Below are 11291 nucleotides of genomic sequence, written 5' to 3' on the forward strand. Positions count from 1 at the left end.
ACGCAGCCCTGCCCTTCTGATGGCCCGCAAACGCCTCATCGTCGGCCTCGGCAACCCCGGTCCCGAGTACGAAGCAACGCGCCACAACGTCGGCTTCATGGTAGTGGACCACCTCGCCGAGACGGTGGGTGTGGCCCCGCTGCGGCGCAACCTGGCCGCGTCGCTGGCGGACGAGGCGAGCCACCGAGGCCGCGCGCTCGTGGTGGCGAAGCCGCAGACGTACATGAACCGCTCCGGCGAGGCCGTCCGCGCGCTCACCCGCCGCTACGGCCTCACGCCCGACGACCTGGTGGTGGTGTATGACGACCTCGCCCTGCCCCTCGGCGCCGTCCGGCTGCGGGCCAAGGGCGGCGCAGGCGGCCACAACGGCATCCAGGACATCATCGACACGCTGGGGACGAGCGCCTTCCCGCGCATCCGCGTCGGGATCGGGAGCAACTTCGGGCGAGGCCAGCAGGTCCGCTACGTCCTCGCGCCGTTCGACGACGACGAAGCGGAAGCCCGCGACGAAGCCGTGAACTTCGCTGCCAAAGCGGCCCTCTCGTTCGTCCGCGACGGCCTGATGACGGCCATGAACCGCTATAACCGCAAAGAGCCCCCGGGCGCGACCAAGGAAAAGCCTGCGAGCACCGCCTCAGAGTAGGGCTCCGCTGGCGAGCAGCTAGTCGCTCAACATCACGGCGGAGCGCAAAGAAAACGATGCGAGTCGACGTGACCGCCCACTCGCATCGCAGTATAGCATAAGCGGCTGAGGACTTACTCCTCGCTGCCTTCGGCGTCGGCGTCGGCTGCTTCGTCGCCCTCCGTTGCTTCGCCGTCCTCGTCGTCTAGGAGGCCGCCACGCTTCGGCGCGGCCACCGTCGCGATCGTCCGGCGCGGGTCCGTGAGGATCTCGGCATCCGGCACGCTCAGCAGGTCGACGTGGACCGTGTCGCCGATCTTGAGCTCGGAGACATCGACCTCGACAACCGATGGGATGTTCTTCGGCAGGCAGGCGATCTCCAGGAAGTTGAGAGCCTGCACGAGACGACCACCCGCCTTCACGCCTGGTGCAGAGCCGGCACCGGTGAGGCGAACCGGGATGCGCAGTGCGACCGACTCACCCGCGTCGAGCGCGAGGAAGTCGGCGTGCAGCGGGTCGTCCGAGACGGGGTGGTAGTCCACCTTCTTGAGGATGCACTCGTAGGTCTGACCGCCGAGGTCGACCTCGACGCGGTGCATCGCGGCGGTGAAGATGAGCGGGCGCAGCGCGAGCTTGGGCACGCGGAAGTGCACGGGCTCCTGGTGGGGGCCGTAGAGCACGCAGGGGACCTCGCCGTCGCGGCGGACGGCCTTGGTGGCGCTCTTGCCGAGGTCGCGCGCCTGCGCGTCGAGCTTGATGACGTCCATGGGGATTTAGGCTATCAGCTACGGGCGCGCCCGCAGCGTGGGTTATTCAACAAAAAGGGTAGAGATCGACTCGTCGGCGTAGATGCGGTGGATCGCATCGGCGAAGAGCGGGGCCACGGAGATGACCTTGATCTTGTCGCTCGTGCGGGTAAGCGGGATCGTGTCGGTGACGACGAGGCGCTTGATGGCCGACGCTTCGAGGCGGTCGTAGGCCGGGCCGGAGAGGAGCGCGTGCGTGGCGAAGGCCTCGACGGAGAGCGCACCCTCGTTCATGAGCGCGTCGGCCGCGTTGCAGAGCGTGCCCGCCGTGTCCACGAGGTCGTCGATCATCAGCACGTGCCGGTCCTCGACCTCGCCGATGATGCTCATCACCTCGGCGACGTTCGAGCGCGGGCGGCGCTTGTCGATGATCGCGAAGTCGGCGCCGAGGCGGCTGGCGTAGGAGCGTGCGACCTTGACCGAGCCAAGGTCGGGCGCGACGACGACGAGGTTATCGGGCAGCGAGTCGCGGACCTGCTCGAAGTAGACCGCCGAGCCGTAGAGGTGGTCGACGGGGATGTCCACGAAGCCCTGGATCTGGGCCGCGTGGAGGTCCATCGTGAGGATGCGGTCCACGCCGACCGTCTCCAGCATGTTGCAGCACACCTTTGCGCCGATGGAGACGCGGGGCTGGTCCTTGCGGTCCTGGCGGGCGTAGCCGAAGTACGGGATGACCGCCGTGATGCGGCTCGCCGAGGCCCGCCGCGCGGCGTCGATCATGAAGAGCAGCTCCATCCAGTGGTCGCCAGGTGCGGGGGTGCACTGGATGATGAAGAGGTCCGTGCCGCGGATGGACTCCTCGTAGCGGACGTAGATCTCGCCGTCGGAGAAGTTGCGGAGGCTCACGTGGCCTAGGTCGCGCCCATAGTCTTGGGCGATAGCGCGCGCCAACGCAGGGTTGGAGCGGCCGGCAAAGAGCGAGACGGGCGGGACGGCGTGGGGGAGCATTGCTCGGTGGGAGGTGTGCACGTATGGGTGTGTGAGCGTGGCGACGTGTTGACCGGGAGACAGTCTCACCTTCACACGTTCGGACGTTCTCACTTCCATACTCAACGAGGTTGCCCGACCAGGACTCGAACCTGGAACCCCCACATCCAAAGTGTGGTGCTCTGCCAATTGAGCTATCGGGCAGGCGACGCACGCTCCGGAAACGCCCGTGCCGAGCGCGCATGGATGTAGTGCGTACAGAGTCTCAAAGATAGAACGGGCTCGGCGGCGCGTCAACGCGGGCGCGGGCTCCGGGCCCCCCAAGCAGGTGTCTTGCCCGGCTTTTCACCCACAGGAGACCGTTCGGCTCGGCTCGGCGTAGCTTGACGGTCGGTTTCCCCCGCCTTCCTGCGCTCTTCGTGCTCGCCCCGCTCCTGTCCCAAGCTCCTTACCTCGACCCCGACGAGCAGCACGCCATCGGGGTGCTCGGTGGGCTTGGACCCTACGCGGGCCTCGACCTCGTGCGGACGCTCTTCGACGAAACCGAAGCGCACCGCGATCAGGAGCATCTGCCGGTGACGCTGATCTCCTATCCGGGGCGCATCCCAGACCGCGCGACGTGGATCGCGGACCAGGACGCCCCGAGCCCGGTCCCAGCAATGGTGGAGATCTTACGCCGCCTCGACAACGCGGGCTGCGCCGTGGCAGGCATCCCCTGCAACACTGCCCATGCGCCGGTCCTGTTCGACCATCTCACCGACGCGCTCAGCATCGAGGGACGCAGCCTGAAGCTGCTCCACATCATCGACGCCATCGTGGCGCACGTGACGGAAATAGCCCCGGAGGCCCAGCGGATCGGCGTACTCGCCACCTCGTCGTCGATCCAGAATCGCCTGCACGAGGTCGGCCTCAAAGCTGCAGGCCTCGAAGCCGTCCGACCCGCCCCCACCGTGCAAGAGACGCTCGTCCAGCCGACGATCTACGACGACACGTGGGGGCTGAAGGCGCAGAGCCAGCCGACGGCGCGGGCGCGGCAGAACTTGCTCGACGCCATCGACCACCTGAAGGCCGAGGGCGCCGAGGCAGTCATTCTGGGCTGCACGGAGCTCCCGCTCGCCATTCCCGAGCCTGAGGTGGCAGGCCTGCCGATGGTCAACTCGACGCGGGCGCTGGCGCGGGCGCTCATCCGCGCGACGCACCCCGCGGAGCTACGGCCCGTGAGGGTGGCAGTCTGAAGAGCCGACCGAAGGCGATGACGATCGGACTTGACACCTTGCCCCAGTCGCCGCACCTTCTCGACCCTCGACCCTCGACCCTCGACCCTCGACCCTCGACCCTCGACCCCCGACCCTCGGGCCCGCCGCTGGCATTTTCGCCGCGGCTTCGTACATTCCCCGCGCGTCCTCATCATCCGCCCCTGCGCTGCCTTTGGATCTTCGATACTGACCGCCATTCCGTTCGGCCCTGGGTTTCCACCCCTCTTTGCGCCCATGCTCAAGGAACAGAGTCAGTTTCTCCAACGCAGCCTCTTCGTCGCGGACCTCGCGCTGATCGCCCTCGGGTGGGTGATCGCCTACGCGCTCCGCTTCGGCCTCCTGCATCCGGCCTCGCCCTACGCGCTCGACGGGCTCATCGCGGCGCTGCCTCTTGCCAACGCCGAGGAGATCCCAGGCCTCGCTCTCTACCTCGGCTACCTCCCGGGCGTGCTGGTGATCTGGGGGCTGATGTTCCTCCTCTCCGGGCTCTACCGGACGCGCCGGGCGACGCGCCTTCCGCTGGTCGTCTACGGCGTCGCGCGCGCTGTCGCCCTCGGCATCGTGGCGTCGATCGCGGCGCTGTTCTTCTACCGGGAGTTCTCGTTTTCGCGCATCCACATGGTGCTCTTCGGCGTGACGACGGCGAGCCTGCTCGTCGGGTTGCGGCTGACGATCTACACGGTGCTACGGCGGGCGCGGCAGCAGGGCAAGAACCTCCGCCGCGTGCTCATCGTCGGCGCGGGCAAGGCCGGGCAGCGCCTCGCGCGCGCGTTCCGGCAGTATCCGTGGATGGGCTTCGAGGTGCTCGGCTTCGTGGACGACCGCGCCGAAGTCTTTGAAGAGCCGATGCCGGGCCGCCTGATCCACGACCACACGCCCCAGCGCATCGACATGCTCGGGCGCGTGGACGACCTCGCCGACGTGATGGACCGGCTCAACGCCGACGGCAGGCACGTGGACCTCGTCTATGTAGCGCTGCCGCTGCGCGCGACGCACAAGATCGAGCCTATCGCCGCGGCCTGTTCGAAGCGGACGGCGCACATGTGCCTCGTGCCGGACCTCTTTCACCTCGGGCTGCTCGTCAACAGCCGCGTCTCGGACGTGGACGGCCTACCGGTGATCCACCTGATGGACGAGGCTCCGTTCGACGGCCGGCAGCTTGTCAAGCGCTCGCTCGACATCGCGTTCTCGGCGGCAGTGCTGCTACTGCTCGCGCCGCTGTTCTTGCTGCTCGCGCTCGGCGTGAAGCTCTCGTCGCCCGGCCCGGTGTTCTACCGCCAGACGCGCATGGGGCTCAACGGCCAGACGTTCGAGATGCTCAAATTCCGCTCGATGCCTACGAACGCGGAGTCGAAGTCGGGCGCGGTGTGGGCGACGGCAGGGGAGAACCGCGCGACGCCCTTCGGCAGCTTCCTCCGCAAGACGAGCCTGGACGAACTGCCGCAGTTCCTCAACGTGCTCCGCGGCAACATGTCGGTCGTCGGCCCGCGCCCGGAGCGCCCGGTGTTCATCGACGAGTTCAAGGAGCACGTCCCGGGCTACATGCTGCGCCACAAGATGAAAGCCGGCATCACGGGCTGGGCGCAGGTCAACGGCTGGCGCGGCAACACGTCCATCGAGAAGCGCATCGAGTTCGACTTGTACTACATCCAGCACTGGTCGCTCCGCTTCGACCTCCGCATCATGTGGCTCACCGTCTTCAAGGGCTTCGTGAACGAAAACGCGTATTGAGGCGGGAGGTGGGAAGTACGAAGTTTGACGTGGGTGCCAGGTGGGACCTCTGAGCCATAGGGTGTCTGAGAGATAGCTCGCTGAAAAGAGTCGGCGAAGCGGGATCGCCCAGGCCGCTCGCCCTTTGGAGCACTCAGGTTGTCCGCATCACCGTGTGTAGGCGAAGGTCCGAAGCCAGAGCGCACTACCTACTTCAAACTTCTCACCTCCTACTTCGAACTTGATTTACCTCCAGCATCTCGATCTCGCGTTTGGCGGGCAGCCGATCTTCACCGGGCTGACGTGGACGATCCGCCCCGGCGAGCGCGTGGGCCTGATCGGGCCCAACGGCGCGGGCAAGTCGACGCTGCTGCGCGTGATCGCGGGCGAGCAGGCCATCGACGGCGGGCAGGTCGGCTTCGACGGCGGCGCGACCGTGGGCTACCTCCGACAGGACGTGCAGGAGATGGACCTCGACCGCTCCGTGCTGGAGGAAGCGCTGACCGCGTTCCAGCACGTCCTCGACCTCGAAACGGACGAGCGGGACCTCGCGGCGCAGATGACGCAGGCGCTCGCGGACGGCATGGCGGCCGACGCGCCGGAGTACACGCGGCTCGTGGAGCGGCACGCGCGCGTCCACGCCGAACTGGCCGCCGCCGAGCACCATCTCATCAAGCCCAAGACCGAGGCCATCCTCGCAGGGCTCGGCTTCTCCGAGGACGAGATGCTACGCCCGCTGCACACGTTCTCCGGCGGCTGGCGGATGCGCGTCGCGCTGGCGCAACTGCTCCTCCAACAGCCCTCGGCCCTGCTGCTCGACGAGCCGACGAACCACCTCGACATCGAGTCGATTGGGTGGCTGGAAGAGTACCTGCGCAGCTACCCCGGCGCGGTCGTCGTGGTAAGCCACGACCGCTACTTCCTCGACCGGATGGTGACGCAGATCGCCGAGCTGCGCGACAGCCGCATCGACGAGTACGCGGGCACCTACAGCTTTTACCTGGAGGAGCGCGAGGAACGCATCGCGCTGCAGGCGGCGGCCTACGAGAACCAGCAGCGCATGATCGCCGAGACGGAGCGCTTCATCGAGCGCTTCCGCTACAAGGCGACCAAGGCCAAGCAGGTGCAGAGCCGCGTCAAGGCGCTCGACAAGCTAGAGCGCATCCCGCCGCCGCCGTCGGACGACGCCGCGATCCGCTTCCGCTTCCCCGAGCCCGAGGCCTCAGGCCGCGCGGTGCTCGAACTCTCGCCCTTCTCGAAGGCCTACCCGACGCACGAGGGCACGGCGAATGTTGTGTTCGAGGACGCCGGACCGCTGCGCATCGAGCGGGGGCAGAAGCTCGCGCTTATCGGCAAGAACGGCGCGGGCAAGTCGACGCTCGCGCGCATCCTCATCGACACGGAAGACTTCGAGGGCACCCGTGACGAGGGCTACCGCGTGACGACGGGCTACTTTGCCCAGCACCAGGCCGACGACCTCGACCCGAGCCAGAACATCCTCGACGCGCTCCGCGATAAGGCGCGCGGGCACTCCGACACCGAGCTGCGGGCGCTTGCGGGCGCTTTTCTCTTCCACGGCGAGGACGTCTTCAAGCCCGTCGCGGTGCTCTCCGGCGGCGAGCGCAGCCGCGTCGCCCTCGCCCGGACGCTCCTCTCGCCCGTCAACTTCCTCGTTCTCGACGAGCCGACGAACCACCTCGACATCGCCTCGAAGAACGTGCTCGCCGAGGCGCTGCGGCAGTACGGCGGCACGTTCGTGCTCATCAGCCACGACCGCGCCTTCCTCGACGAGGTCGTCAACGCCGTCTGGTACGTCGAGCACGGCGACGTGCGGACCTATGAGGGTACCTACACCGAGGTCCAGTGGCAGCGCACGCACGGCACCGCCGCTCAAGTCCAGCAGGCGAATGGCGCGTCGAAGAAGTCGGGGACGAACGGGGCCGCTGCGGCATCGAATGGCAAGGCCGCGTCTTCAGGCGCGACGAGTTCGTCCTCGTCCGGCTCATCGAGCGGCAAGAAGTCGAAGGAGGAAAAGCGGCGGGAGGCCGAGCTGCGCAACCAGCTCTACCGCGCGCTCCAGAAAGGCGAGACGCTCGACGCCGCCACGCTGCCCAATGAGCTGCTGCGCCCTGCCATCGAGCGCGTTGAGAACACCATCGCCAAGAGAGAGGAGGTGAAGGACGACCTGGAAGTCAAGATGGCCGACCCGGACCTCTACAATCGCCCCGACGAGTTCTCAGCCACCATGGACGCCTTCGCCGAGGCCGAGCAGGAGTTGAAGCGCCTCTACGAGCAGTGGGAGAGCCTCGCCGCCCGCGCGGAGGAGGTCGGGGCCTGACGGCTCATTCGACGCGGCGTGTGACGGCGGGAGGCGTGGCGGCGGCTGTGCGGGACCCCGCGACCAGCTACCCCGTCCGATGCGCCTCCTCGTCGCCCTGCTTCTCGTCATTCCCGCGCAGGCTGCGCTCGGCCAAGATGGGCGTTCCGACCTCGCCGTCCATACGGTCTACGTCGAGGTGCTCGGCAACGCCATGCCCGGCACGCTCAACATCGATGTGCTGGTGGCGGATCGCTTCGCGCTACGCTTCGGCGGGATCCTGCTGCCGCTGGTAGACGAAGAAGGCGACCTGATCGGCGACGAGCACTACACGCCTCAGGACCTCTCCTTCGCGGCAGGCACCGTCATGGTGTCGCGGCTCTTCGGGCAGGGGGCGGTGCGCCTGGAGGTGGGCGCGGGTGTGATGGGGCGGGCGAACACCCGTTCGCGAGCGCCGGGTGACACCGACCTCTTTGATTCGACCGTAGGACTTACGGGCGTCCTCGGCTTCCGCGTTCAGCCCGAGCCCGGCGGATTCGGCATCCGCCTCGGCTTCACGCCCCTCATGGACCTACGAGGCCTGCACCCGTCTGCTGGGTTGAGTGTCGTCTACGGCCTGGAGTAAGAGCGCTCAGCCTCAATCCACGCGGCGGATCACGACGGCGGTGAGGTCGTCGCCCTGCCGCCCGCCGAAGTCGGCGAGCGCCGCGTCGAGGCGGGCGAGGAGGGGGGAGGCACCTTCGGCGTGATGCACGCGAAGGAGGTCCACGAGCCGGTCGATGCCGAACGGCTGCTCGTCGGCGTCCTCCCACTCGTGGTAGCCGTCGGTGACAAGCAGCACCGTGTCGCCGGGCATGAGCGCGAGCGCGGCGTCGTTCTGGGGCGGCAACTCGTGGAGAATGCCGAGCGGCGGCCCGGTCGCGGGCAGCACCTCGACGGTGTCGGTGTGGGCACGGTAGACAAGGATCGGCGCATGCCCGCCGCTGCGGTAGGCAAGCCGGTGCGCCTCCACGTCGAGCACGCCGACGAAGGCCGTCACGAAGCGCTCAAGCTTGAAATCCTGGTAGAGCGTCCGGTTCGTGAGGTCCATCACCGTGGCCAGCGAGTCGACGGCTTGGGTGAGCACGCGGACCATAGCGCGAGCCGCGGCGGCCATGAGGGCTGGGCCGACGCCGTGGCCGCTCGCATCGGCGAGGAGGACGGCGGTACGACCGCTTGGCAGCGAGATGAAGTCGTAGGCGTCACCGCCGGTCTCGTTAGCGGGGCGGCTGCGCCCAGCGAGGTCGTAGCACGGTACGACGGGGACCGTCTCCGGCAGAAACGACTTTTGGATCGTGCGGGCGAGCGCGAGGTCGCGTTCGAGGCGGCGCTTCTGGCGCTGCTCGCGCATCAGGAGCTGCCGTTGGAGTGCCACGCCCGTCAGCCCGGCCAGGGCCAAGGCCACTTCTTCGTCCACGTCGGTGAAGAGGCCGTCGTGCTTGTTGACGAACTGGAGCACGCCGACGTTCGTCCCCCGGATGCCCTTCATCGGGAGCGCCATCAGCGAGCGCGTCCGAAGGCCAAGGCGCTGGTCGAATGTCGGCAGGAAGCGCGGGTCGGCGTAGGCGTCCTCGACGCGGATGACGCGGTCGTCCCGCAGCGCGGCCCCGGCGATGCCCTCCGCGACGGGAAAGCGAATCGGCTTCGTGTCGGTGGCGAGGCGGGCGAAGAGGTCGCCGCGCTTGGCATCATAGACGAAGATGCGCACGCGCTCGCAGCCGAGGATGCGCCGGCCCGCCTGCTCGATGTGAGCGAGAAGCGGTTCGAGTTGGACGGTCGCGTCGAGTTCACGGGCAACCTCCAGCAGGGTCGAGACGTGCGCGTCAGAAAGCGACACGGAGGTGCAGGGTGAGGTGCGGGGCGGGAGGTGCAGGGTGAGAAACCGGAGCGCACGTCAACGCCCAGCGGCCCGGGCGGGTTCGTCGGCTCACCTCCCCGCGCCAAAACACCGCAGGCGGCCTCCTCGAAGAAGACCGCCTGCGGCGCACCAACCACACGCCGGGCACCACCCCAGCGGTGTACCACAAACCTTACTTAAGCAGCGTCACTTTCTGCGTGTGCGCGAAGTCGCGGCCCGTGACGCGGACGATGTAGAGGCCCGTCGGGAGATCGCCGCCGTCGATGCGAAGCGTCTGCGGGGTGCCCGCAGCAGGCGTGCCAGCGTAGAGCGTGCGGATCCGGCGGCCGGTCACGTCGAAGAGCTCCGCCTGGACCGGCGCGGCCTCGCGGACGGTGAAGCGCACCGCCGTCTCGGCGTTGAAGGGGTTTGGGTAGGCCGCGTCGATCTGGAACGTCTCGGCGAGCGCGACCGCGACCTCGACCTCTGGGCTGTAGGCGACCGTGCCGTCGAAGTCGGTCTGGCGGAGGCGGAACGCGTGGGCGCCCGGCGTGAGCATGTCGAAGCGGAAGGCATAGGCCTGCGCCTCGGTAGTCGTGCCCTGCCCGACGACGAAGTCCATCTCGGCGAAATCGGCGGCGGCGGGCATACGGTGCTCCACAGCAAAGCCCGCGTTGTTCGTCTCTGAGGCTGTCGTCCAGCGGAGCAGCGCCGCCTCGCCATCCAGCGTGGCGTCGAAGGCCGTCAGCTCGACCGGGACGACGGCTCCGGCCAGTTCGATCTGGTAGGTACCGATAGCGCTGCCGCCGCGGTGCAGCCAGCCCACGACCGGGTCTGTCACGGTCGAGGTGAAGACGCCGTTGAAGCTGTAGGTATAGCTACGCGGGTCCTGGAAGATGGCTTCGGAGGTCGCCACCAGGGGGACGGTCTCGAAGCCTGAGATCGCGATGTAGTAGACGCCGGGCTGCGTCGGCATGAACGGGTGCCCCGCCGGGAGGGTCGAGCGGAGGGAGCCGGTGCCGCCGGGCGTGTCGTCGTTGAAGGCCACGCCGCGGCCGTTTTCGTCAAAGAGGAAGAGGCGCGTGTCCGCGAGCGTTCCGATGCCTGCGGGCTCGGTGGTCACCGAAAAGCCTGCCGGGTCTGTGATGAACACGCGATACATGTCCACGTCGTCCGGCTGGCCGATGGTGCCCGTGATGGCGGTGTAGGGCGTGGCCGTAGCGTCGAGGGCCTGGGCCGTGGCCGGGAGCGAGCCCGCGTCGGTGCCCTCGTTCCAGACATGCTGGGCGAAGGTCGGCGCGGCAAGGAGAGCCAGGAAAAGGAGCGTAGCGAGGCGCATGGGTGGAGGGATCAGCGGGGGTAGAGAGCGAGATCCTGACGAGAGAGGAGAGAGCGCAGCGGGGGCGTGGCGAGAGAAAGAGACGCGTAGCGAGGGCTGCATCGGTCGGTGCCGAGAGCGGGCGGTGACCGGACGATCCGATGCCGGGGAGAGCGGTCCCGGTCGCGGATCTGCCTGCTTTCCATGAGAACCCCGTTCCCACCCCGTGCCAACCCGCCCACACGGCGACGATGGAATCTTCGTGTGACGCGAGTCCCCGCTGAAGCTGCGCCGTCGCAACGCGTCACGGACGCCAGGCATGCCCTGTCACGCTGGCGTTCCGATGGGTGCCGGTGTACCACGACCGCTGCCGGGAGAGGCCTGCAGTGTGCAACTCGTTCGCCGCGCCACCTCGCGTGAGACCCGCCTTCGGCTCGCTGTAGTCCGTCGGACCACGCC

General features: G+C 68.0%; 9 protein-coding genes and 1 tRNA gene. 5 read left to right on the plus strand and 5 right to left on the minus strand.

Annotated features, from left to right (window positions below; translation table 11 throughout):
- Positions 1 to 19 precede the first annotated feature (19 nt).
- A complete protein-coding gene (gene pth, locus AAFU51_03585; protein ID MEO1570329.1) occupies positions 20 to 643 on the plus strand; it encodes an aminoacyl-tRNA hydrolase in 624 nt (207 codons plus the stop codon).
- Between the two features lie 113 nt (positions 644 to 756).
- Here pth and AAFU51_03590 read toward each other — a convergent pair whose 3' ends face one another.
- The 3 genes from AAFU51_03590 to AAFU51_03600 form a co-directional block, all read right to left on the minus strand.
- Complete coding sequence (locus tag AAFU51_03590; protein ID MEO1570330.1) at positions 757 to 1389, minus strand: 50S ribosomal protein L25; 633 nt, start codon at positions 1387 to 1389, stop codon at positions 757 to 759.
- A 42-nt stretch (positions 1390 to 1431) separates the two neighbouring features.
- The gene (locus AAFU51_03595) at positions 1432 to 2376 is read right to left on the minus strand and encodes a ribose-phosphate pyrophosphokinase (GenBank protein ID MEO1570331.1); all 945 of its coding nucleotides are present in this window, start codon (positions 2374 to 2376) and stop codon (positions 1432 to 1434) included.
- Positions 2377 to 2486: 110 nt separating this feature from the next.
- Positions 2487 to 2559, minus strand: a tRNA-Gln gene (locus AAFU51_03600).
- Between the two features lie 179 nt (positions 2560 to 2738).
- On the opposite strand from AAFU51_03600, the gene AAFU51_03605 reads away from it, so the two are divergent.
- The 4 genes from AAFU51_03605 to AAFU51_03620 all read left to right on the plus strand — a co-directional run bounded on the left by AAFU51_03605 (position 2739) and on the right by AAFU51_03620 (position 8263).
- A complete protein-coding gene (locus tag AAFU51_03605; protein MEO1570332.1) occupies positions 2739 to 3590 on the plus strand; it encodes an amino acid racemase in 852 nt (283 codons plus the stop codon).
- 255 nt (positions 3591 to 3845) lie between these two features.
- Positions 3846 to 5342, plus strand: coding sequence for an undecaprenyl-phosphate glucose phosphotransferase (locus AAFU51_03610; protein MEO1570333.1), 1497 nt, complete (start codon positions 3846 to 3848; stop codon positions 5340 to 5342).
- 220 nt (positions 5343 to 5562) lie between these two features.
- The gene (locus AAFU51_03615) at positions 5563 to 7659 is read left to right on the plus strand and encodes an ABC-F family ATP-binding cassette domain-containing protein (protein MEO1570334.1); all 2097 of its coding nucleotides are present in this window, start codon (positions 5563 to 5565) and stop codon (positions 7657 to 7659) included.
- 79 nt (positions 7660 to 7738) lie between these two features.
- Positions 7739 to 8263, plus strand: a complete 525-nt coding sequence (locus tag AAFU51_03620; GenBank protein ID MEO1570335.1) for a hypothetical protein — start codon at positions 7739 to 7741, stop codon at positions 8261 to 8263.
- Between the two features lie 12 nt (positions 8264 to 8275).
- Here the strand turns inward: AAFU51_03620 and AAFU51_03625 are convergent, their stop codons facing one another.
- Together AAFU51_03625 and AAFU51_03630 are read right to left on the minus strand one after the other, a co-directional pair.
- Entirely contained in the window at positions 8276 to 9514 is a 1239-nt protein-coding gene (locus AAFU51_03625; protein ID MEO1570336.1) for a GAF domain-containing SpoIIE family protein phosphatase, read from the minus strand.
- A gap of 193 nt (positions 9515 to 9707) precedes the next feature.
- On the minus strand, positions 9708 to 10853 hold the full coding sequence (locus tag AAFU51_03630) for a DVUA0089 family protein (protein ID MEO1570337.1): 1146 nt from the start codon (positions 10851 to 10853) through the stop codon (positions 9708 to 9710).
- Positions 10854 to 11291 lie beyond the last annotated feature (438 nt).

The sequence above is a fragment of the Bacteroidota bacterium genome (assembly GCA_039821555.1).
Lineage (GTDB): Bacteria > Bacteroidota > Rhodothermia > Rhodothermales > Rubricoccaceae > JBCBEX01.

Coding starts and splice junctions, on each gene's coding strand:
- pth (MEO1570329.1), top strand. CDS start 20: ATGGCCCGCAAACGCCTCATCGTCGGCCTCGGCAACCCCGGTCCCGAG.
- AAFU51_03590 (MEO1570330.1), bottom strand. CDS start 1,389: ATGGACGTCATCAAGCTCGACGCGCAGGCGCGCGACCTCGGCAAGAGC.
- AAFU51_03595 (MEO1570331.1), bottom strand. CDS start 2,376: ATGCTCCCCCACGCCGTCCCGCCCGTCTCGCTCTTTGCCGGCCGCTCC.
- AAFU51_03610 (MEO1570333.1), top strand. CDS start 3,846: ATGCTCAAGGAACAGAGTCAGTTTCTCCAACGCAGCCTCTTCGTCGCG.
- AAFU51_03620 (MEO1570335.1), top strand. CDS start 7,739: ATGCGCCTCCTCGTCGCCCTGCTTCTCGTCATTCCCGCGCAGGCTGCG.
- AAFU51_03630 (MEO1570337.1), bottom strand. CDS start 10,853: ATGCGCCTCGCTACGCTCCTTTTCCTGGCTCTCCTTGCCGCGCCGACC.